Origin of the sequence: Micromonospora mirobrigensis, assembly GCF_900091555.1 — a bacterium.
In the GTDB taxonomy this organism is placed as follows: domain Bacteria; phylum Actinomycetota; class Actinomycetes; order Mycobacteriales; family Micromonosporaceae; genus Micromonospora; species Micromonospora mirobrigensis.
Genome location: NZ_FMCX01000003.1, coordinates 378182 through 400570 on the forward strand (window position 1 = coordinate 378182; position 22389 = coordinate 400570).

Genomic DNA, 22389 nt, shown 5'->3' on the forward strand with positions numbered 1-22389 from the left:
CAAACGATTTACGGCTAGTTTTCGAAAGTTTTCTGCGGGCAGACGTCGTCGACCGCCGCGCCCCGGACCAGAGCCAGGACCGACTCGCCGTAAAGGCCGAGTTTGCGGGGGCCGATCCCGGCGATCGCGATCAACTCCTCGACGCGTACCGGCTTGCGCTCCGCCAGCGCGGTCAGCGTGGCGTCGGTGAAGACCACGTAGGAGGGGACCTTCTGCGCGCCGGACACCCGGACCCGCCACTCCCGCAGCCGCTCGTACAGCTCCTCGTCGATGTCCGACGGGCAGGTCGGGCAGCGGCCCAGCTTGCGGTCCGGACCGGCGAGCAGGGTCGCGCCGCAGATCCGGCAGGAGATCACCCGGGCGACCGGGCGGCGGGCCGCGGCCTGCTTCGCCGGGGCCGCACCGGCCCGCTCACCCCCGCCGGAGCGGTCGAGCTGCGGCAGGAAGCGGGACGGCCGCCGGGCCCGCCCGCCCGGGGACCGGGCCACCGAGTACGACAGCCAGAGCCACTCCCGGGCCCGGGTGACGCCGACGTAGAGCAGTCGGCGCTCCTCCTCCACCTGCTCGGCGGTCCGGGCGTACGTGGTGGGCAGGGTGCCCTCGGAGAGCCCGACCAGGAAGACCGCGTCCCACTCCAGCCCCTTGGCCGAGTGCAGGGAGGCCAGGGTCACCCCGTCCACCGTCGGCACGTGCTGCTGGGCGGCCCGCCGGGCCAGCTCGTCGTTGAAGTCGGCCAGGGTCACCGGCCGCTCGACCACCGCCGCCTCGCCGACCGGCAGCATCGGCGGCGTGCCGGCGTACTCCTCGGCGAGCTGGACCAGGGCGGCCAGCGCCTCCCAGCGCTCCCGCGCCGCGCCGCCGGCCGGCGGGGAGTCCGGTGCCCAGCCGACCGCGGTCAGCGCCTCGCGGACCGCCACCGGCAGCGGCATCCCGCCGTCGACGGAGCGGGTGGCGGCGCGCAGCGCGATCATCGCCTGGCGCACCTCGGTCCGCTCGAAGAAGCGCTCGGCGCCCTGCACCACGTACGGCACCCCGACCTCGGTGAGCGCCTTCTCGTACGCCTCGGACTGCGCGTTGGTGCGGAACAGCACCGCGATCTCCCGGGCCGGCGTGCCGGTGTCGATCATCGTCCGGCAGCGGGTGGCGACCGCGGCGGCCTCGGCCGGCTCGTCGGTGAAGATCCGCAGGTCGGGTTCGGGGCCGGGCGGGCGCTGGCCGACCAGTTCCAGCCGCAGCCGCGCCTCGGTGCCCCGGGCCTGCGAGATCACCGCGTTGGCCAGGCCGACCACCTGCGGGGTGGAGCGGTAGTCGCGGACCAGCCGGACCACCGTCGCGCCGCGATGGCGGCGCGGGAAGTCGACCAGGTACGCCGAGGTGGCGCCGGTGAACGAGTAGATGGTCTGGCTGGCGTCGCCGACCACGGTCAGGTCGTCCCGGCCGCCGAGCCACGCCTCCAGCAGCCGCTGCTGCAACGGGTTGACGTCCTGGTACTCGTCGACGACGAAGTGCCGGTACTGGCCGCGTACCTGCTCGGCGACGTCGGGGTGCTCCTCGATACCCCAGACCGCGGCGCGCAGCATGTCCTCGAAGTCGATCACGCCGTTGCCGCGCTTGAGCTTCTCGTACGCGGCGAAGACCTCGGCGACCCTGGCCGGCTCGTGCGGGGTGTCGCGCAGCGCCTTGGCGGCGGCGACCACGTACTCCCCCGGCTCGACCAGCGACGACTTGGCCCACTCGATCTCGCCGGCGAGGTCCCGGGCGGCGGCCCGGTCGGCGCGCAGGCCCACCTTGGCGGCGGCGAGGGTGACCACCCGCGCCTTGCTGTCCAGCAGCTCGGGCATGGCCCGACCCTCCAGCAGCCGGGGGGCGAAGTAGCGGACCTGGCGCAGCGCCGCCGCGTGGAAGGTCCGGGCCTGCACGCCCTGCACCCCGAGGAGGGTGAGTCGGCTGCGCAGCTCGGCGGCGGCGCGGGCGGTGAAGGTGACCGCCAGCACGTGCCGGGCGGAGATGTCGCCGGTCAGCGCGCGGTGGGCGATCCGGGAGGTGACCGCGCGGGTCTTGCCGGTGCCGGCGCCGGCCAGCACGCAGACCGGGCCGGCCGGGGCGGTCACCGCGGACCGCTGCTCCGGATCCAGCCCGGCCAGCACCCGTTCCGCCGCTGAGTGAACCACCACAGCCAGGAATCATCCCAGCCCCCGCCGACGTTGCAGCGGTTAGCCTGGCCTGATCCGACCGGGCCCGAGCCATCCCCTTGGAGGACCAGACCATGCTGACGATGTATTCGACCTCGTGGTGCGGCTACTGCCACCGGCTGAAGTCGCAGCTCGACCGGGAGGGCATCGGCTACGAGGTGGTCGACATCGAGAAGGACCCGCAGGCCGCGGACTTCGTGATGAAGGTCAACGGCGGTAACCAGACCGTCCCGACCCTACGCTTCGCCGACGGCAGCGCCCTCACCAACCCGTCGATCACCCAGGTCAAGCAACACCTCTCCACCATCACCAACTGACCCACCCACGCAGAGCGGCCGGGCCCCCAGGGGCCCGGCCGCTCTGCGCTCCCCCACCCCCACCCCCGCCCCACCCCGTTGATCATGAAGTTAGCGGCGTCCGCCCCGGCGTGTCGCGCCGCTAACTTCATGATCAACGGCACCGTCCGCGGGGCGGCGGGGGGAGGGGAGGTGGGGGATCCGGGTGGGGGTGGGGAGGGTGAGGGTGCGGCCGCGCCAGAGGTAGGCGCCGGCGGCGGTGGTGGTCAGGCCGACCAGGACGAAGAGCAGCCGGTAGTCGAGCACTCCGACGAGCAGGGCGCCACCGCCGATCGAGACCGCCTGCGGGCCGCTGACCAGCGCCTCCGAGGCGGCCGCGACCCGGCCGAGCAGCCCCGGCGGGGTCCGCCGCTGGACCAGCGTGTTCAACCCCACCATGATCAGCGGCAGCGAGAGGCCGGCCAGCAGCAGCGCCGCGAAACCCAGCCACAGATCCGGGTACGCCAGCGCCAGCGCCGCCGGCCCGAAGAGCGTGACCCCGGCCGCCAGCGCGCCCAGCTCGCCGAAGCGGCGTACCACGGCGGGCGAGAGCAGCCCGCCGACCAGCCCGCCGATGCCCTGCACGGTGACCAGCACCCCGACGAAGGCGGCGTCGCGGCGCAGCCCCTGGTCGACGTACGCGAAGATCAGCGACTCGGTGAAGCCCATCACCAGCGAGCCCAGCCCGTAGCCGAGCAGCGCCCGGCGCAGCGCCGGCTCGCCGGCCAGGTGCCGCAGCCCCGCCCCCAGCTCGGCCGGCCAGCGCAGCTGTCCGCCGGGCGGCCGGGTCTCGGCCAGCCGCAGCGTACCGACCACCGTGCCGGCCACCAGGAACCCGGCCATCGCGAGGGTGGTCAGCAGCCAACCACCGACGGCCGCGTAGAGCGCCGCGCCGGCGAGCGGCCCGACCAGCCGCAGCCCCTGCCGGACGGTCTGGAGCACCCCGTTCGCGTCGGGGAGCAGCTCGACCGGGACCAGCTGCCGGATCAGCCCGCTGAGCGCCGCGCTGAGCGTGATGTACGACAGCCCGTAGAGCCCCGCCACGACGTAGATCACCCAGACGTCGGCCCGGTCCCGGACGGCGAAGAGCGGGCTGAGCAGCACCGCCGTGGCGACGTTGGCCGCCACGAAGAAGGGGCGGCGGGGATACCGGTCGACCACCCAGCCGACCAGCGGCGCCAGGACCATCGGGGCGATGATGGCGAAGATGGTGCCGCCCGCCAGCCCGTCCGAGCCGGTCAGGTCCTTCACCCAGATGGCCAGGGCGAGCAGCAGGACCGACTCGGCGGCCATGCTGGCCAGCAGGGCCACGAAGAGCAGCCGGAAGTCGGGGCGGCGCAGGACGGTGCGCATGGGGTCCTCTTTTCTTTTTCCAGACACGCCCTTGCCGGGACCTCCGGCGCCGGTCGCGCCGTCCATACTGACCGTGGGGGGCGAATTTCATACAGTTACCGTCGCGTCTGCGGCGGTCGACGGAGAAGAGGACGAAGGTGCCTCCTGCCGTACCCAGCCCAATCCTGCGCCGACGCCGGTTGGGCACTGACCTACGCCGTTTTCGCGAGTTGGCCGGTCTCACCGGGGACCAGGTCATCGACCGGATCGGCTGGGCCTCCGCGTCCAAACTGTCCCGACTGGAGAACGGCCGCAGCCGGCCGGACCCGGAGGACGTGCGGGTCCTGCTCGACCTGTACGGGGTGCCCGAGGATTCCCGCGACGAGCTGCTCGGGATCACCCAGGAAGCCGGCGACATGCGGGGCTGGCTGCTGAAGAACTATCCGGTGATGACCCAGCAGCAGCGCGGCTGGGCGGAGCTGGAGGCCGGCTGCGCCGAGATCTCCGAATACAACCCGGTCCTGGTGCCCGGCCTGTTGCAGACCCCCGGGTACGCGAAGCTGCGCATCCTCTCGGCCCGCCAGGTGGACCAGCTGGCCGGCGACCCGGAGGCGGGCGAGGACCCGGAGACCGAGGTACGCGCCCGGCTGGCCCGGCAGTCGCTGCTGACCCGCTCCCCCGACGCCCCGCGGTACACGGCGGTGCTGGAGGAGGCCGCGCTGAACGGGCACCGGGCCGGGCCGCCCGAGGTGCTCCGGGAGCAGCTGGGTCACCTCTGCGAGCTGGCCATGCTGCCGAACGTCACGCTGCACCTGCTGGAGCGGGACACCCGGATCGCCGACTTCTACCTGCCGCCCACCGCGTTCTCGCTGTACCGGTTCGCCGATCCGCTCGATCCGGAGACCCTGGCGATCGAAGGTGGCTTCACCGACGTCATGTCGACCGAGGTAAACACGCTAAATCGCTATAAAGTAGTTTTCGAGTGGCTATGCTCGGCGGCGCTCTCCGCATCGGACACCCTCTCCTGGCTCTTCGAGGCGACGGGACGGCTGCCCGAGGCGGTGGGGCCGTCCACGGTGGCGTCCGGCCCGGCAACCGCGCCGGTCCAACGCCGGCCGGCCGGGCGCCTGACGGACCGGTGAACCCGGGGATCTCCGTCGGGGCGGGCGGTGCCACTCGTCCCCATCGGAGCCACGTCACGAGCAGGAGCAGAACCATGAACGAGAACCGCTACCCGACCGCCCGCGACCTCGCCACCGCGCCGTGGCGGACCAGCACCAGGAGCCAGACCTCGAACTGCGTCGAGGTCGCACCCCTGCGTACCGGGCCGGCCGCCGTCGCCCTGCGGGACAGCAAGGACCGGGGCGGGCCGGTGCTGCTGTTCAACCGGGCCGGCTGGCTGGGCTTCATCACCGGCGCGAAGAACGGGCAGTTCGACTTGAACTGATCAGGTCGCGCAGCGACGGGGCCGTTGGCGTGACGCCGGCGGCCCCGTCGGCCGTTACCGGCCACCCGCCGCTGACCAGGCGTCATCCGATCGGACGACGCCCCGAACCGATAGGTGCGTTTCACTTGCTGGGACCACCCGGCGGCGTAACATGTCCACAGAGTGACGTGGAAGTTCCAGCGGGTATCCGTCCTTCGCGGTCCATCGGAGACACCCATGAGGTTCCTGATCGTTCGCACCGACATTCGCACCGCCGCCGACACCGAGATCGCGGCAGCCTGGGCCGACGGTGGCCGGCTGCGCGACGAGCGGACCACCCCGGAGCCCCGCCGGCAGGTGGTGCACGCCGAGGACCGCGAAGCCGCCCTCGTGCTGGCCCGGGCGCTCGCCACGGTCGGCGCCGTCCGCTGCGGCCGGCAACGCGTCAAGGTGCTCGCCGTCGAGGGACCGGCACCACCGTTCCACCACGGGGTGGGCGGCTGAACGTCCGAGACGCCCGTCGTGGCCGGCCCGGCTCCCCAGCCGTGTTTCGCACCGGCCCCCCACGACGGCCCGTGTTCCCGGCCCGAGACTGTCGCGGCAACGGCGGTCCCGGGCCGGGACCGTCTCCGGGGTCAGCGCTCGGCGTCCACCCAGCCGTCCAGCCACCGGTGGATCAGGAACAGGGCGATGGACGACGGCGGCGGCAGCACCAGCAGGTTGTCGTCGCCGACGGTCACCTCCCGCCCGGCGAGCGCCGCCCCGATCTCCCGCCGGGTGAACCACCGGGCGTGCGCGATCTCCGCCGGGTCGACCCGCACCGGCGCGTCGGCGTCCGCCTCGGCCAGGAAGCCCAGCATCAGCGAGCCCGGGAACGGCCAGGCCTGGCTGCCCGCGTACGCGATACGGTCGACCGCGACGCCGACCTCCTCGCGGACCTCGCGCAGCACGGCCGCCTCCGCCGACTCCCCCGGCTCGACGTAACCGGCCAGGCAGGAGTAGCGCCGCCGGCCCGGCTCGCTCGGCCAGGTGGCGTTGTTGCCGAGCAGGCAGCGCCCCTCGGGGCCGTCCCGCCCGTCGTGCACCAGCACGATCATCGCCGGGTCGGTACGCGGCCACGCCCGGCCACCGTCGGCGTCGATCCGGGACCAGCCGGCCTCGTCCACCTGGGTCCGCTGCCCCGAGGTCGACGAGTATCCGTGCCGCAGGTGCCAGTTGAGCAGGGCGAGCGCGGTGGTGAAGATGCCCGCGTCCCGGTCGGTCAGCAGGTGGCCGACCTCCCGCAGGTTGACCGCCCGGGCGCCCGGCAACTCCGGCAGCGGCGCGTCCACCGCGAAGACCGGCACCCCGTCCGGCTCCACCCCGAGGAACATCGGCACCGATCGGGGCACCTCGGGCAGCTCACCGGAATCCAGCAGCACCAGCTCCGGCGGGGCCCCGACGCCGCGGACCAGCGCCCGGCCCTCGTCGGCGGAGTCCAGCACCAGCACCCGGGCGCCCTCCCACGACTCGGCCAACCACTGCGGGTCGGTACGCCGGTGGGCGGCCCGGTCCAGCGTGGACCGGGCCAGCGGGGGCGCCGACTCGCCGCTCACGAGCCGGCCGCCACCCGGTCGACGGGGGTGAGGGCGGCCAGCGGGCCACCGATCCGCTCGGCGTCCCCGAGCACCACGGTCACCGCCTTCGCCGGCGCGAGATAGCGGGCGCCGGCCTCGGCGACGTCGTCCACGGTCGCCTTCGCCAGCCGGGCAGCGTGCTCGGCCAGGAAGTCCAGGCGCAGCCCGTTGCCCGCGTACGCGCTGGTCAGCGAGGCGAGCCCGGCCTGGGTGGACATCCCGAGCTGGAGCGTGCCGAGGGCGTACTGGCGGGCCTGCTCCAGCTCGTCGGGCTTCGGCGGCAGCGACGCCAGCCGGCCCAGCTCGTAGGTGGTCTCCAGCAGCGCCGGACCGGTCACCTCGGTGGCCACCTCGGCGGCGGCGACCAGCACCGACCCGGCCACCGAGTGCTCGACCGACGAGTGCGGGCCGTAGGTGTAGCCCTTGTCCTCGCGGATGTTCTCCACCCAGCGGGAGGAGAAGTAGCCGCCGAAGACCAGGTTGGCCAGTTGCAGGGCGGCGTGGTCGGGGTGGGTGCGCGGCACCGCCGGCAGGGCCATGCGCAGCGACGACTGCACCGAGCCGGGGCGGTCCACCAGCAGCAGCGGCCCGCTCTCCAGCGGCGGCGCGGGCGGCAGCTCGGTGGCGTGCCCGGGGCCGGTCCAGCCGGCCAGGGCCGCCTCGGCCGCGTCCAGCGCCCGCTCCGGCTGCACGTCGCCAACCAGCACCAGCACCGCGTCGGTCGGGTGCACCCGCTCGGCGTGCAGCTTGCGCAGGGCGGGCGCGCGGACCGCGCGGACCTGGTCGGGCTCCGGGGTCTGCACCGCGTACGGGTGCCGGCCGTAGATCCGCTTCAGCAGCGCCGTCCGGGCCAGGTGCGCGGGTTGGCTCTGCGCCACCTGGATCCGGTCGACCAGCCGGTCCCGCTCGGTGCTCACCTCCTGCTCCGGGTAGGTGGCGCCGGTCAGCACCTCGGCCAGGATCTCCAGCATCCGGTCCAGCCCGGTGACCAGGCCGGCGCCGGAGAGCATCAGCCGGTCCGGGTCGAGGCCTGCGGAGAGTCCGCCGCCGACCTTCTGGAGCTCGGCGGCGATCTGCACGGCGGACATGGTGGGCGTGCCGGAGAGCAGCGACTGGGCGAGCACCGCGCCGCGGGCCAGGTTGGCCTTGCCGAACGGCATCCAGAGCCGCAGCTCGACCAGGGGTACGGCCGGGCGGCGTACCACGATGACGGTGAGCCCGTTGGCCAACGTCCGCTCGGCCTGCTTCGGCACCTTCAGCTTGCGGGTGGGGCCCAGCGGCGGAAGCGTCCGCGGCCCGGCCTGCACGGTCGTACTCATCGGGCTCCTCCCGGGACGACCTCGACGGATGCGCGGCGCTCCGGCCGCAGGGTGGCCGCGGCGGCGCGGACCTGCTCGTCGGTGACCTCGCCGACCAGCCGGGGCAGATCGTTGAGCAGCCCCGGCTCGCCGCGCTGCTGCTCCAGCACGGCCATCCGCAGCGCCCGGCCGAGCACCGCGTCGGTGTCCCGCAGCAGGTGGGTCGCCATCCGGGCCTGGGTACGCGCCAGCTCGCCCTCGGTCAGCCCGTCGGTGGCGAGCCGGTCCAGCTCCTCGTCCATGGTGCGCAGCACCTTGTCCACGTCGCCGCCGGGCGGCAGGTGCGCCTGGAGCAGCAGCGCGGTGGGGTCACGCACGTCGAACGGGTCGCCCATGAAGCCGAGGTAGCCGCCCAGGCCGGTCACCGTCCGGTCCCGCTGGACCAGCCGCTCGACCAGCCGGGACGCGTCGCCGTCGGTGAGCACCTCGGCCAGCACCACGTACGGCAGGTAGCCGGCGAAGTCGGTGACCGGGTCGGGCACCCGCCACGCCCCGGCGACCGCCGGCAGCGGGGCCAGCGGGTCGGTGTACGAGGTGCGCCGCTCCCCGGTCAGGTCGGGCTCGGTGAAGTCCGGGCGGGCCGGTGCGGGCCGGGCCGGGACGTCGCCGAAGTGCCGCTCGATCAGCGTGGTCGCCTCGGCCACGTCGACGTCCCCGCTGACCGCGAGCACGGCGTTGCCGCAGGCGTAGTAGCGGCGGAAGAAGTCGGCCGCGTCGGAGACGGTCGCCGACTCCAGGTCGTCGAAGGAGCCGTAGCCGTCGTGCGCGTTGGGGAAGGTGTCGAACATGACCGGGGGCAGCTTGAGCCAGGGGAAGCCGCCGTACGGCCGGTTGAGCACGTTGACCCGGATCTCCTCCTTGACCACGTCGACCTGGTTGCGGAGGTTCTCCTCGGTGAGCTTCGGCCCGCGCATCCGGTCGGCCTCGAGGAAGAGGGCCCGTTCCAGGGCGTTGCTCGGCAGCGTCTCGAAGTAGTCGGTGTAGTCCAGGTGGGTGGAGCCGTTGAAGGTGCCGCCGGCGCCCTGGACGTGCCGGAAGTGGGCCAGCTTCTCCAGGTTCTCCGAGCCCTGGAACATCAGGTGCTCGAAGAGGTGCGCGAAGCCGGTGCGTCCCTCCGGCTCGGAGCGGATGCCGACGTCGTAGACCACCGCCACCCCGATCACCGGGGCGCTGCGGTCCGGGGTGAGGACGACCCGTAGGCCGTTGTCGAGGGTGAACCGCTCGACCGGGTACTTCGTCGCTGGAATTCTCGTTCTCCGAGCCGCCACGGCTCGACCCTAGCGCGTCGGAACCCGGCGTACCGCCGTCCCGCGCGCCGGCGGCTGCGGGTCCGGTCGAGCACGGCCGACCTGACCTATCGGTCCGATGGGAATTGCCGGCAATTTCGGGACACCCCGTCTCACCATCCGGTCGGTTCTTGACGCCGGTCACGGCCTGCCCCACTCTTCCTACCAACTAAGTAGGAATACTGCGGATTGGATCGACGATGAGACGGCTCCCCTTCCGTCGGCTGGTCTCCCTGGCCACCCTCGCCGTGGTGAGCGCGGCGACCCTCGGCACCACGGCCGCCTGCGGCGAGGACGACGCGAGCGGCGACTCCGGGCCGGTGACGCTGCGGCTCGGCTACTTCCCCAACATCACCCACGCGCCCGCCGTCGTCGGCGTCGAGAAGGGCATCTTCGCCGACAAGCTCGGCAGCGGGGTCAAGCTGGAGACCAAGACCTTCAACGCCGGCCCGGCCGCGGTCGAGGCGATCTTCTCCGGGGCGCTCGACGCGACGTACATCGGTCCGAACCCGACGGTGAACGCCTTCTCCAAGTCCAAGGGGGAGGCCGTCCGGGTCGTCTCCGGCGCCGCCTCCGGCGGCGTCGCGCTGGTGGTCAAGCCCGAGATCACCTCGGTCGAGCAGCTGCGCGGCAGGAAGATCGCCACCCCGCAGCTGGGCAACACGCAGGACGTGGCGCTGCGCTACTTCCTCAAGGAGAAGGGCCTGACCACCACCAAGGAGGGCGGCGGCGACGTCAAGGTGGTCCCCCAGGAGAACTCGCAGACCGTCGAGACCTTCGGCAGCGGCGCCATCGACGGCGCCTGGGTGCCGGAGCCGTTCGTCTCCCGGCTGGTCAACGCCGGCGGCAAGGTGCTGGTCGACGAGCGGGACCTGTGGCCGGACAAGAAGTTCGTCATCACCAACCTGATCGTCTCCACCAAGTTCCTCAAGGCCCACCCCGACGCGGTGAAGAAGCTGGTCGAGGGGCAGGTGGCGGCGAACGAGTTCGTCAACACCAAGCCGGACGAGTCCCAGCAGGCCATCTCCGACCACATCGGCAAGATCACCGGCAAGCCGCTGGACGTGAAGCTGATCAAGCAGGCGTGGCCGACGTTGGAGTTCACCAACGACCCGATCGCCTCCTCGCTCAAGACCGGCCTCGACCACGCGGTCGCCGTCCAGCTCACCGAGCCGGTGGACCTCAACGGCCTCTACGACCTGTCGTACCTCAACGACGTGCTCAAGGCCCAGGGCAAGCCCGGAGTCACCCAGCCATGACGTCGACCACGACGACCCCGCGCAGCGCGACCGGCCAGGTCGCGCTGCGCGGCGTGACCAAGGTGTACGGACGCGGCGAGAACGCCGTACTCGCCCTGGACGGGGTCTCCCTGGACGTGGCGCCCGGCGAGTTCGTCTGCCTGGTCGGCGCCTCCGGCTGCGGCAAGAGCACCCTGCTGAACCTGGTCGCCGGCCTGGACCGGGTCAGCGGCGGGCAGATCGACGCCGGCGAGGGGGTCAACCCCGGGCTGATGTTCCAGGAGTCCGCGCTCTTCCCCTGGCTCACCGTCGAGGGGAACGTCGAGGTGCCGCTCAAGCTGCGCGGCCTGCCCCGCGCCGAACGCCGGGAACGGGTCGCCGAACTGCTGCGCACGGTGCACCTGGCCGACTTCGGCCGCAAGCGCCCGCACGAGCTCTCCGGCGGCATGCGGCAACGGGTGGCGCTGGCCCGCACCCTGGCCCTGGACACCCCGGTCCTGCTGATGGACGAGCCGTTCGGCGCGCTCGACGCGATGACCCGGGACATCCTCCACGACGAGCTGGAACGGATCTGGTCCGAGCGCAGGCTCACCGTGCTCTTCGTGACCCACAACGTCCGCGAGGCGGCCCGGCTCGCCGACCGGATCATCCTGCTCAGCAGCCGGCCCGGCCGGATCATCTACTCCACCGGGGTCGACGTGCCCCGGCCCCGGCGCATCGACTCCCCGGAGATCGCCGCGATCGCCGCCGAGGTCACCGACCGGCTCCGTACGGAGGTGGGCCGCCATGGCCAGTGACACCCTCGCCACCACCGCGCCGCGCAGCGACGCCGAGATCTCCGGCCTGGACGCCCTGGAGATCGCCGGTCAGGAGAAGGCGGCCACCCGGGCCAGCCGGATCTGGGCCGCCACCTGGCCGAAGGTCGCCGCGCTGGCGCTCGCGATCGGGCTCTGGCAGGCGGTGGTCTGGACCGGCTGGAAGGACTCGTGGGCGCTGCCCGGCCCGGCAGTCGTCTTCGCGGATCTCTGGCACTACCTGCTCAGCGCGTCCCTCTGGGAGGGCCTGGCCACCACCGCCCGCCGGGCCGTGGTGGGCTTCGCCGCCGCGGTCGCCGTGGGTCTGGTCCTCGGGCTGGGCGTGGCCCGGGTGAAGGTGCTGCGGGCGGCGCTCGGCTCGATGATCACCGCGCTGCAGACCATGCCGTCGATCGCCTGGTTCCCGCTGGCCATCCTGCTCTTCCAGCTCAGCGAGCAGGCGATCTTCTTCGTGGTGGTGCTGGGCGCCGCGCCGTCGGTCGCCAACGGGGTGATCCACGGGGTCGACTACGTGCCGCCGCTGCTGGTCCGGGCCGGCCGCAACGTCGGTGCCCGGGGGCTCAACCTCTACCGGTACGTCATCGCGCCCGCCGCGCTGCCGGCGATCGTGGCCGGCCTCAAGCAGGGCTGGGCGTTCGCCTGGCGCAGCCTGATGGCCGGTGAGCTGCTGGTGGTGATCGCCGAGAAGACCTCGATCGGCGCTCAGCTCACCTACGCCCGGGACTTCTCCGACGCGCCCCGACTGATGGCCATCATGATCGTCATCCTGGTGGTGGGCCTGCTGGTCGACGCGGCGTTCGGCGCCGCCGACAAGGCGATCCGGCGCCGGTGGGGCGTACTCGACCAGGCCGGCAACTGAGCCCGTGTACGTCTCCGCGCGCAGCGACTACGCCGTCCGGGCCATGCTCGCCGTCGCCGACGCCGGCGGCGAGCCCGGCCGGCCCGGCTCCGGCGAGCTGGTCAAGGCGGCCACCCTGGCCGAGTCGCAGGGCATCCCGCTCAGCTTCCTCCAGGGCATCCTGCTCGACCTGCGCCGGGCCGGCCTGCTGCTCAGCCACCGCGGCACCGAGGGCGGCTACGCCCTCACCCGCCCGGCGTCCGAGATCAGCGTCGGCGACGTGCTCCGCGCGGTGGGTGGGTCGCTGACCACCGTGCGCGGCCTCCCGGCGGCGGACGCCGGCTACCACGGGGTCGCCACCGGGCTGCGCGACGTGTGGCTCGCCGTGGACGGGGCGATCGCCGTGGTGGTGGACCGCACCACCCTGACCGACCTGCTGGTCGACCGGGACCGGGTCAGCCCGTCGTAGTGCCGGCGGGCGGGGTGGGCGGGGCGCCGGGCAGGTGCAGACCCACCACCCCGGCCGGCGCGGTCACCCCCGGGGTCGGGTGCCACGGCGCGAACGCCGCGACCATGGCGAGCAGCAGCCCCGCTCCGGCGAGCGCCAGCACCACCAGCAGCTCGCGTACCGCCCCCGAGCCGGCGTCGCCCGCCATGGTCACCCCTCCCGCGTCCGGTCGCACCCCCGTCAGCAAGCCTGGCCCCACCCCGCCTCCGGCGACAGTCGCCGATCGGACCCAATCGGGCCGGTTAACCGACTCGTGACCGGAGAAACGGCGCAGCGGCCGGGCACCGCCGCGGAGGCGGTGCCCGGCCGCTGCGGCCGGAAGGAGGATCAGACGGTACGCGGGCGGCGCGGCCGCCGGGACCGGCCCGAGGTGCGGTGCGCCGAACGGCCGCCCTCGCCGCCGCCACCGGCGGTACGCGGACGCGCGGCCGGCGCCGGCTGCGGAGCGACGATGGTCACCGGCACCCCGGAGGGCTCCCGGGCCCCGGTGACCCGGGACAGCGCCGCGTCACCGAGCCGCACCTGGGTCGACTGGGGCTTGATGCCGGCCACGCTCATCAGCCGGGACACGTCCCGGCGCTGCTCCGGCAGGACCAGGGTGACCACGGTGCCGGACTCCCCCGCCCGCGCGGTACGCCCACCCCGGTGCAGGTAGTCCTTCGCCTCGGTCGGCGGGTCCACGTTGACCACCATGTCCAGGCCGTCGACGTGGATGCCCCGGGCCGCCACGTCGGTGGCGACCAGGGCGGTCACCTGCCCGGTGCGGAACTGCTCCAGGATCCGGGTGCGCTGCGGCTGGGACTTGCCGCCGTGCAGGGCCGCGGCGCGTACCCCCTTGGAGAGCAGCTGGCGGGCGAGCCGGTCGGCGCGGTGCTTGGTACCCATGAACAGGATGGTGCGGCCCTCGCGGGCGGCGATCTGGGTGAGCGCGGCGGGCTTGTCGGCCGCGTCGACGTGCAGCACGTGGTGGGTCATCGCGGTCACCGTGGCGGTGCCCGGGTCCACCGAGTGCGACACCGGGTTGCTCAGGAAGCGGCGGACCAGCCGGTCCACGCCACCGTCCAGGGTCGCCGAGAAGAGCATCCGCTGGCCGTCCGGGGCGACCTGCTCCAGCAGCTTGGTCACCTGCGGCAGGAAGCCCATGTCGGCCATCTGGTCGGCCTCGTCGAGCACGGTGATGGCGACCTCACCGAGTCGCGCGTCACCCCGGTTGATCAGGTCGTGCAGCCGGCCGGGGGTGGCCACGACCACCTCGGCGCCGGCCCGCAGCGCGTCCGCCTGCCGTTGCAGCGACAGGCCGCCGACGACGGTGGCGCAACGCAGCCCGAGGGCCTTCGCGTACGGGGCCAGGGCGGTGGTGACCTGCTGGGCCAGCTCCCGGGTCGGCACCAGCACCAGGGCCAGCGGGCGGCCCGGGCGGGCCCGACGGCCGGCGGTGCGCGACAGCAGCGGCAGCCCGAAGGCGAGCGTCTTGCCGGAGCCGGTGCGGCCCCGGCCGAGCACGTCCCGGCCGGCCAGCGAGTCGGGCAGGGTCGCCGCCTGGATCGGGAACGGCTCGTTGATGCCCTGCGCGGTGAGCTCGGCGACCAGCGCCGGCTCCAGGCCGGTCGCGGCGAAGCTGGGAATGGTCATGGTCATGCGGAATGCCTTCCTCGACGCGGCACGTGTCGAGGGATGCGCCGCCGACGGCGCTGTCGACCGGCGGAGACGTCCGCCGGGACTCACAAGCACGAACCGATTGGGTACGGGCCGGTCCGCCGCAGCACGCCGCGTCCCGCCGGAGCGGGGGGCGGCGCGGCGGACCGGTCCCGTCGCCACGCCCGGAAGGGCGTGGAGGGTGTTACCGGGTGGATCCGAGGATCAGAGCGGGCGGATGTTCTCCGCCTGCGGGCCCTTCTGGCCCTGGGTCACCTCGAACTCGACCCGCTGGTTCTCGTCCAGGCTCCGGTAGCCGGAGGACTGGATCGCCGAGAAGTGGGCGAAGACGTCAGCGCCGCCGCCGTCCGGGGTGATGAAGCCGAAGCCCTTGTCAGCGTTGAACCACTTGACGGTGCCAATAGCCATTTGTTTCGTCTCCTTGACGGAACGTCGAACCCGCACTTGTTGCGGACTCGAAGAGGAGTGTGTCGCAGTCCACGGCACACCTGTCGCTGCTGGTCGCCCCGCCCGGAGATCTCCGGACACAACAAACGGCGCCTGGGGCCACAATCCGCCAGGCGCACACAGAGTCTCTGGTAACCAAAACTGCAACGGGACCAACGTATCACGGATCGACCTGAGCGCCACCCCCTGGCGCAAATTCCTCCGGCACCGCGGCGATCAGCGCGGTCAACCCGTCGGCGTCCAGCAGGTCGGCCGGGCGGACGGTCACCCCGTCCCGCACGTAGTGGAACGCGGCGCCCACCCGCTCCACCGGCACCCCGGCCAGCTCCGCCCAGGCCAGCCGGTAGACGGCCAGCTGCACGGCGACCACCTCCGCCTCCCGCCCGGCGGGCTGCCGGCCGGTCTTCCAGTCGACCACGTCGTACCGGCCGCCGGGGCGGGCGAAGACCGCGTCCATCCGGCCCCGGACGACGACCCCGGCGAGGACCGTGGCGAACGGCACCTCCACCTCGATCGGCACCCGGTCCGCCCACTCGCTGGCCAGGAAGCGCTCCTGGAGCTCGGCCAACGCCCCGTCGGGCGCCGCGTCGGCGTCCGCCGCGCCGGGCAGCTCGTCCACGTCGAGCAGCCGGTCGGCGCCGAACCGCTGCTCCAGCCAGGCGTGGAAGGCGGTGCCCCGGCGGGCGTACGGGCTGGGCTCGGTGGGCATCGGCCGGCGCAACGCCCGGGCCAGCGCCGAGGGGTCGCGCCGCAGCCCCACCAGCTGGGTCACCGACAGGTGGCCCGGCAGGGTGACCTCCACCGCCTCGGCCCGGCGCAGCAGCTCCGCCCGCTCGGCGAGGAGCAGGTCCGCCTCCCGCCGCCAGCGGACCACCTCCGGGTCGGCCGCCACCTCCGGCGCTCCCTCCGGACCGACCGCCGCTTCGACCGGCGGGACCGGGCCGGACGCCGCTTCGACCGGCGGGACCGGGCCGGACGCCGCGCCGGCCCCCGGGCCCGGGTCGGCGGGCCGCTCGGCCGACTCCGGGTCGGCCGGTCGGCGGGCCGACTCCGGGTCGGTGAGGAAGCGGCGGACCAGGGCGGCGGCCTCGGCCAGCGCCGGACGGCGGGCGCCCAGCGGGTCGGCCGGCCACTCCGCGCGCAGCACCAGCTCGGTGGTCGGGTTCACCGCGTCACCGGCCGGCTCGGGCGCCCACCGGTCGACCAGCAGCCCGTCCCCGCCGTCCAGGCAGGCGTCGTGGATCTCGCGCAGCAGGACCGACGGTCCGCGGAACCGCTTCGCCGCCTCCCCCCACCAGTAGCCGGAGCAGAGCAGCAGCCGCCGGGGCCGGGTCACCGCCACGTACGCCAGCCGGCGCTCCTCCCGCTCGTCGTGCGCCCGCCAGGCGTCGATGAAGTCCGCCACCGCCCGGGCCACCCCACGCTGGTCCTCCGCCTCGGCCAAGCCCAGCTCGGGCAGCCCGTCGGCGTCGCCGCGCAACGGGAACGGCAGCACACCGAGCCCGCCCAGCCAGTGGTCGGAGTTGCGCACCGGCCCCGGCCAGACGCCCCGGGTGAGGCCGGCGACCGCCACCACGTCCCACTCCAGGCCCTTCGCGGCGTGCGCGGTGAGGATCTGGACGGCCCCCTCGACCACCTCGACCTCACCCGGGGCCAGTCCGCGCTCCTCGTCCTCGGCGGCGGCCAGGAAGGCCAGGAAGCCGGCGAGGGTGGCGCCGGGCGTCTCGCCACCGAACCGGGCCGCGACGTCGCCCAGCGCGTCCAGGTGGCCGCGGGCCAGCCCGGCGTCGCCGGTGCCGTCCCGGCCGGCCCGGACCGCCACCTCCACGTCCAGGCCGATGGTCCGCTCGACGTCCGCGATCAGCTCCGGCAGCGTCTGGTCCAGCCGGTAGCGCAGCAGCGCCAGCTCCGTGCCGTACGCCCGCAGCCGGGCGTACCCCTGGTCGGAGTACGCCTGCGCCGGGCCCAGGTCGGCCAGCGCCTCGACCAGCGTCGCCTCGTCGAGGGCGTCCACGCTGATCTCCGGCCCGTCGTCGCCGGTGAACCGCTGCCGCTCCCGGGCGATGGCCCGGGCCCGCCGGTGCAGGGCCACCAGGTCCCGCGGGCCGATCCGCCAGCGCGCCCCGGTGAGCAGCCGCAGCAGCGCCGCCCCGTCGGTCGGGTCGGCGAGCACCCGCAGCGTGCAGACCACGTCCCGCACCTCGGGGGTGTCCAGCAGACCGCCCAGCCCGACCACCTCGACCGGCAGCCCCCGGGCCCGCAACGCCCCCTCGATCGCCGGGATCTGGCTGCGCAGCCGGACCAGCACGGCGGTGGTGGGGCGCTGCGGCACCGGGATGTGCTCGGGCAGCGCGTCGGGCGTCCGGGCCGCCCCCCGCCAGGCGGCGAGGACGCTGTCGGCGATCCAGTCGGCCTCGTCGGCGTACGTCTCCAGCAGCGCGCAGTGCACGGTGCCGGCGGCCCGGCCGTGCGGGGTGCGGTGGCCGATCGGGTCCTTGACGCTCAGCGCGGCGTGCAGCTCCGGCACCCGGGCCCCGGCGGCGCGCAGCGGCACCGACAGCGCGTTGGCCACCCCGAGGATCTCCGGCCGGTTGCGCCAGCTGGTGCTCAGGCCGAGCACCTCGGCGGGGGTGCCGTCGGCGCGGGCGAAGTCGGTCGGGAACCGCTCCAGGGTGCCGGCGCTGGCCCCGCGCCAGCCGTAGATGGACTGGCAGGGGTCGCCGACGGCGGTCACCGGGTGGCCGCCGCCGAAGAGCGCGCCCAGGAGCACCACCTGGGCGTGGCTGGTGTCCTGGTACTCGTCGAGCAGCACCACCCGGTAGCGGTCCCGCTCGATCTCCCCCACGCCGGGATGGTCCCGGGCCACCCGGGCCGCCCGGGCCAGCTGGTCGGCGAAGTCCATCGCCTCGAAGTCGTCCTTGCGCCGCGCGTACGCCCGGACCAGCGGGAGCAGCTTCAGCCGGGTCTGCTGGAGCTGCAACGCCCTGCGCACGTCGGCGTAGACCCGGCCGGGGCGGGACTGCACGTCGGCGAAGAACCGGCCGGTCCAGGCCGCCAGGTCGTCCGGGTCGACCAGGTGCTCGTCCAGCTCGCCGGCGAGGGCCAGCACCGCGTCGGTGATGGTGCTCGGCATCCGGTCGACCTCGGACATGTCCCCGTCGTAGTTGCGGACCAGCAGGTCCACCAGCTGCCATCGGGACGCCTCGGTGAGCAGCCGGGTGGAGGGCTCGTAGCCGGCCCGCAGGCCGTGCTCGGTGACGATCCGGCCGGCGTACGAGTGGTAGGTGGCGATGGTCGGCTCGCCGGCCAGCGGGTCGTCCAGCGGGTCCCGGCCGCGCCGCCCCAGCCGCCGCACCAGCTGGTCCAGCCGGGTACGCACCCGGTGCGCCAGCTCGCCGGCCGCCTTGCGGGTGAAGGTCAGGCCGAGGATCTGCTCCGGCCGGACGTACGAGTTGGCCACCAGCCAGACCACCCGGGCGGCCATCGTCTCGGTCTTGCCCGAGCCGGCGCCCGCGACCACCAGCAGCGGCGCCACCGGCGCGGCGATGATCGCGGCCTGCTCCCGGGTGGGCGCCGGCAGCCGCAGCAGCCTGGCCAGCTCGACCGGGGTGTAGCGGGGCCCGGCGTCGGCGGTGCGGGGCGCTGGGGCGGCGGTGCCGAAGAGCGCGGGCTGGGTCACCGGGGGCCCTCCAGCCGCCCGGGTGCGTTCGGCGTGCTCACTGGTCCTCCGGGGCGGCTCGGGTGGCCGGCGGCTCGACCACCTGGCGGCCCTGCCCCGAGACCGGGCAGCTGGTGCGCACCGGGCAGACCCGGCACTTGGAGTTGGCGACGGCGGCGAAGGTGGCGGCGGCCATCGTATCGGCGGTCCGCCGGACCAGCGCGGTCGCCCAGCCGGCCGCCGGGCCCTCCCCGGCGGCGGCCTGGGTCTGCTCCCGCGCATCCCTGCCCCCGGTGCCGAGCTGCACCAGCGCGGCGCCGCCCGGCTCCTCGCCGAACTCGGCGAACGCCCCCGCCTCCACCGCCGCCTGGTACGCCCCGAGCTGCGGGTGCTCGGCGACCTCTCGCTCGGTGACGGCGGTGGACTTGCCGGTCTTGAGGTCGATCACCACGAGCCGGCCGTCGTCGTCGACCTCCAGCCGGTCCACCCGGCCCCTGAGCTCGACCGGGCGCTGCGGGTCGTCCAGGCGGACCGCGAACTCGTGCTCGATGGCGAGCAGCCGGCGCGGGTTGCCGGCCAGCCAGCGCAGCAGCTTGTCCACCATCGCCTCGGCGCGGGCCTGCTCCGGGCCGACCATCCAGCGGGCGGCCAGCTCGATCGCGTCGAACCGCGCGGCAACGTACTCCAGCAGGGCGGTCCGGTCGGCGCTGGCGTCCTCGGCGAGCATCGCGGCGGCGTGCACCAGGTTGCCGACGCCCTGCGCGGCGCTGGCCGGGCCGCTTCCGCCGTGCCGTTCCAGCAGCCAGCGCAGGCTGCACCGCAGCGCGCTCTCCATCGCAGACGGGGTGACCCGGACCGGGTCGCCCTCGTCGACCAGCGGTCGGTCGTCGGAGAGCGGGCGCAGCCCCCACCACTGGTCCGGGTGCGCGCCGGGCACCCCGGCGGCGGCCAACCGGGCCAGCTCGCCCGCCGCGGCCTGCCGCCGGGCCGCCGGGGCCGCCGGGTCGGTGACCGCGGTACGCAGCTCGGCGACCAGCGCGGAGAGGGTGAGCGCCCGGGGCGGCAGGGTGACCGGCAGGTCACCGGGTGGCCCGTCCTCGTGCTCCTCGTCGACCACCGACACCGGCCCCTCCGGTGCGCCGCCGTTCGCCGTGCCGACGGTGGCGGCCGGTCCGGGGCCGGGGCCGGTCGGGCGGGGCCCCGGGGCGGGGCCGGCCGGGCGGGGCTCGGGGGCGGGGCCGGTCGGGCGGGGCTCGGGGGCGGGGCCGGTCGGGCGGGGCTCGGGGGCGGGGCCGGTCGGCCCCTGCCCACCGCCGCCGACGGCGGGCGGCTCGGTGGCGCCCAGCTCGTGCAGGAAGCGGCTGGGCTGTTCCTCGTGGTCGTCGCCGCCCACCGTCGCCGAGGCGACCGCGGTGACCAGCAGCCGGCGCCGGGCCCGGCTCACCGCCACGTGGAACAGCCGGCGCTCCTCGTCGAGCAGGGCGGAGGTCTGCCCGACCAGGCCGGCCCGCAGGGCGGTGCCGTCGGCCCGGCCGGCCAGCACGTCGACCAGCCGCTCCGAGCCGAGCAGGCTGCCGCGCAGCCGCAGGTCGGGCCAGGTGCCCTCCTGCACCCCGGCCACCGCGACCAGGTCCCACTCCAGCCCCTTGGCGGCGTGCGCGGTGAGCAGGCGTACCGCCTCTCCCCGGTCCGCGCTGGCGGCCAGGGTGTCCGCCGGCAGGTCCTGGCCGAGCACGTGGTCGAGGAAGACCTCGGTACGCGCGCCGGGCAACCGGTCGGTGAACCGGGCGGCGGCGTCGAAGAGCACCAGCACGGCGTCCAGGTCACGGTCGGCCGCCTCGGCCCGCCAGCGCTGCGCGCTCTCGTGCTCGCCGGTGGCGGCCCGCCCCCGGGTGATCTCCCCGGCCCAGCGTTCGGCAAGGCCGCTGGCGTTCCAGACCGACCAGAGCACGTCCTCGACGGTCGTGCCCGGCCGCTCGGCGGTCTCCCGGGCGATGGCCAGCAGCCCGGCCACGGCCTGCGCCGGCTCCGCCCACCGCCGGTCGATCGCGCCCAGCTCCTCCGGGTCGCGCAGCGCGTCGACGATCAGCTCACCGGAGGGGCGTCGGTCGCCGGTGGCCAGGGCGAGGGCGCGCAGGCCCTGCCGCAGCCGCCGTTCGGCCAGCGGGTCGGCGCCGCCCAGCGGGGAGTGCAGCAGCGCGACGGCGGACTCCTCGTCCAGCCGCTCCGGCTCCAGCGCGCAGCGCAACAGGAGCAGCAGCGGCGCGACCGCCGGTTGCAGGTGCAGCGGCAGGTCCTCGCCGTGCACCACGGTCGGCACGCCGGCCGCGTGCAGCGCCCGTTGCAACGACGGCAGCCGCAGCGCGGTGGACCGCACCAGCACCGCAATCCGCGACCAGGGCACCCCGTCGAGCAGGTGCGCGGTGCGCAGCGCGTGGGCCAGCCAGACCGCCTCGCTGGTGGCCGAACGGAAGGTGCGGACCTCCAGCTCGCCGGGGGGCGCGTCGGGCAGCGGGTGCAACCGCCGGTGCGCCGCCGGACCGCGCAGCCGGTGGGCCAGCCGGCCGGTGGCGCCGAGCAGCCGCGCGCCGGCCCGGTAGGAGGTGGTCAGCACGATCCGGGCGGCGGGCGCGCCGGAGGCCGTCCGGAACCGGTGCGGGAAGGTGGTGACGACGGCCGGGTCGGCGCCGCGGAACGCGTACGTGGAGGAGTCCGGGTCGGCGAACGCGACCAGGGACCGGCCGCCGCCGGCCAGCACGTGCAGCAGGTCCTGTTGGGCGGGGTCGGTGTCGGCCAGCTCGTCGACGTAGACGTGACGCAGCCGGCGGCGCTCGGCGTCGAGCAGCTCCGGGTCGTCCAGGAGCATGCCGGTGGCGGCCCGGACCAGCTCCGCCGGGTCGTACGCGATGGAGCCGCGGTTGCTGACGTCGCGCAACGCGAGGACGGCCACGTATTCCCGGAGGAAGCGGGCGGCGGCCGGCCAGTCGGCGCGGCCCAGCTTCTCCCCCAGCCGGGCCAGCTCCACCGGCCCGACCCCGCGTTCGGCGGCGCGCATCAGCAGGTCCCGCAGCTGGGCGGCGAAGGCCCGGGTACGCAGCGCGGGGCGCAGGTCCTCCGGCCAGCCGACCGGGTCGTCCTCTGGCTCCTCGCCCACGACGTCGAGCAGCTCGCGGATGATCAGATCCTGCTCGGGACCGGTGAGCAGCCGGGGCGACGGCTCGCCCCGCTCGGCGGCGGCCCGGCGCAGCAGCCCGAAGGCGTACGCGGGGAAGGTGCGCACCAGCGGCTCGCGAAGCACCCGGTGCCCGTCGGCGGCGATCCGGGCCTCCAGCCGGTGCCGCAGGTCGGTGGCCTGCCGGCGGCTGAAGGTGAGCACCAGGACGCGTTCGGGGTCGACGCCCTCGGCGACCCGGGCGGCCACCGCCTCGACCAGGGTGCTGGTCTTGCCGGTGCCGGGGCCGCCGACGACCAGCAGTGGGCCGTCGGTGTGCGCGACGATCTCGGCCTGCGCGGCATCGCCCGCCGACCCCTCGGGCCGGCGGCCCTCCTCGGCCCCCTCTGTGGACCGACCATCCCCCCGCACCGACCCGTCGACCGCGCGGTCCCCCCGGACCCCCTCGGCGGGCCGGCGCACCAGCCGGTACGCCTGCATCACCTCATCCCACCACGCCGGTACGACATCTC

The 22389-nt window shown here is 74.8% G+C and carries 18 protein-coding genes; 8 read left to right on the forward strand and 10 right to left on the reverse strand.

The genetic code is table 11. The features are described 5' to 3' along the window. Positions 1-14: 14 nt before the first annotated feature. Complete coding sequence (locus tag GA0070564_RS12900; protein ID WP_091608273.1) at positions 15-2174, reverse strand: ATP-dependent DNA helicase UvrD2; 2160 nt, start codon at positions 2172-2174, stop codon at positions 15-17. A 92-nt stretch (positions 2175-2266) separates the two neighbouring features. On the opposite strand from GA0070564_RS12900, the gene GA0070564_RS12905 reads away from it, so the two are divergent. Continuing rightward, positions 2267-2509 (forward strand): mycoredoxin, encoded by a 243-nt coding sequence (locus GA0070564_RS12905; protein WP_091608276.1) that lies wholly within the window; start codon positions 2267-2269, stop codon positions 2507-2509. A gap of 90 nt (positions 2510-2599) precedes the next feature. On the opposite strand, the gene GA0070564_RS12910 is transcribed toward GA0070564_RS12905, so the two are convergent. Continuing rightward, positions 2600-3880 carry an MFS transporter gene (locus GA0070564_RS12910; RefSeq protein WP_091608279.1) on the reverse strand — a complete coding sequence of 427 codons (1281 nt, stop codon included), beginning with the start codon at positions 3878-3880 and terminating at the stop codon, positions 2600-2602. A gap of 137 nt (positions 3881-4017) precedes the next feature. Between GA0070564_RS12910 and GA0070564_RS12915 the strand changes: the two genes are divergently transcribed. From GA0070564_RS12915 to GA0070564_RS12925, 3 genes are all read left to right on the forward strand, one after another. Then, on the forward strand, positions 4018-5001 hold the full coding sequence (locus GA0070564_RS12915; protein WP_091608284.1) for a helix-turn-helix domain-containing protein: 984 nt from the start codon (positions 4018-4020) through the stop codon (positions 4999-5001). 74 nt (positions 5002-5075) lie between these two features. Beyond that, positions 5076-5306: a DUF397 domain-containing protein gene (locus GA0070564_RS12920; RefSeq protein ID WP_091608289.1), complete on the forward strand. Its 231-nt coding sequence runs from the start codon at positions 5076-5078 to the stop codon at positions 5304-5306. A gap of 216 nt (positions 5307-5522) precedes the next feature. After that, positions 5523-5789, forward strand: coding sequence for a hypothetical protein (locus GA0070564_RS12925; protein WP_091608293.1), 267 nt, complete (start codon positions 5523-5525; stop codon positions 5787-5789). A 131-nt stretch (positions 5790-5920) separates the two neighbouring features. Here the strand turns inward: GA0070564_RS12925 and nudC are convergent, their stop codons facing one another. From nudC to GA0070564_RS12940, 3 genes are read right to left on the reverse strand one after another with little or no spacing between them, the layout of a single operon-like run. Continuing rightward, the gene (nudC, locus tag GA0070564_RS12930; RefSeq protein ID WP_091608296.1) at positions 5921-6880 is read right to left on the reverse strand and encodes an NAD(+) diphosphatase; all 960 of its coding nucleotides are present in this window, start codon (positions 6878-6880) and stop codon (positions 5921-5923) included. After that, positions 6877-8220: a M16 family metallopeptidase gene (locus GA0070564_RS12935; RefSeq protein ID WP_091608300.1), complete on the reverse strand. Its 1344-nt coding sequence runs from the start codon at positions 8218-8220 to the stop codon at positions 6877-6879. The genes nudC and GA0070564_RS12935 overlap by 4 nt, the downstream gene beginning before the upstream one ends. Then, entirely contained in the window at positions 8217-9527 is a 1311-nt protein-coding gene (locus GA0070564_RS12940) for a M16 family metallopeptidase (protein ID WP_091608305.1), read from the reverse strand. The genes GA0070564_RS12935 and GA0070564_RS12940 overlap by 4 nt, the downstream gene beginning before the upstream one ends. A 218-nt stretch (positions 9528-9745) precedes the next feature. Between GA0070564_RS12940 and GA0070564_RS12945 the strand changes: the two genes are divergently transcribed. The 4 genes from GA0070564_RS12945 to GA0070564_RS12960 are packed head-to-tail and all read left to right on the forward strand — an operon-like array spanning position 9746 to position 12905. Continuing rightward, positions 9746-10804, forward strand: coding sequence for an ABC transporter substrate-binding protein (locus GA0070564_RS12945; protein WP_091608308.1), 1059 nt, complete (start codon positions 9746-9748; stop codon positions 10802-10804). Further along, a complete protein-coding gene (locus tag GA0070564_RS12950; RefSeq protein WP_091608311.1) occupies positions 10801-11580 on the forward strand; it encodes an ABC transporter ATP-binding protein in 780 nt (259 codons plus the stop codon). Before GA0070564_RS12945 ends, GA0070564_RS12950 begins: the two co-directional genes overlap by 4 nt. Continuing rightward, on the forward strand, positions 11570-12457 hold the full coding sequence (locus tag GA0070564_RS12955) for an ABC transporter permease (RefSeq protein ID WP_091608314.1): 888 nt from the start codon (positions 11570-11572) through the stop codon (positions 12455-12457). The genes GA0070564_RS12950 and GA0070564_RS12955 overlap by 11 nt, the downstream gene beginning before the upstream one ends. Before the next feature lie 4 nt (positions 12458-12461). Next, positions 12462-12905, forward strand: a complete 444-nt coding sequence (locus GA0070564_RS12960; protein WP_091608317.1) for an RrF2 family transcriptional regulator — start codon at positions 12462-12464, stop codon at positions 12903-12905. Here the strand turns inward: GA0070564_RS12960 and GA0070564_RS12965 are convergent. From GA0070564_RS12965 to GA0070564_RS12985, 5 genes are all read right to left on the reverse strand, one after another. Then, on the reverse strand, positions 12892-13092 hold the full coding sequence (locus GA0070564_RS12965; RefSeq protein WP_091609144.1) for a hypothetical protein: 201 nt from the start codon (positions 13090-13092) through the stop codon (positions 12892-12894). The two genes, GA0070564_RS12960 and GA0070564_RS12965, sit on opposite strands and share 14 nt — an antisense overlap. 179 nt (positions 13093-13271) lie before the next feature. After that, positions 13272-14582, reverse strand: coding sequence for a DEAD/DEAH box helicase (locus GA0070564_RS12970; RefSeq protein ID WP_091608320.1), 1311 nt, complete (start codon positions 14580-14582; stop codon positions 13272-13274). 222 nt (positions 14583-14804) lie between these two features. Then, the gene (cspE, locus tag GA0070564_RS12975) at positions 14805-15008 is read right to left on the reverse strand and encodes a transcription antiterminator/RNA stability regulator CspE (protein ID WP_007464836.1); all 204 of its coding nucleotides are present in this window, start codon (positions 15006-15008) and stop codon (positions 14805-14807) included. 199 nt (positions 15009-15207) lie between these two features. Continuing rightward, positions 15208-18726 (reverse strand): ATP-dependent helicase, encoded by a 3519-nt coding sequence (locus GA0070564_RS12980; RefSeq protein ID WP_091608324.1) that lies wholly within the window; start codon positions 18724-18726, stop codon positions 15208-15210. 37 nt (positions 18727-18763) lie between these two features. Next, positions 18764-22357, reverse strand: a complete 3594-nt coding sequence (locus GA0070564_RS12985) for an ATP-dependent helicase (RefSeq protein ID WP_091608328.1) — start codon at positions 22355-22357, stop codon at positions 18764-18766. Between the last annotated feature and the right edge of the window lie 32 nt (positions 22358-22389).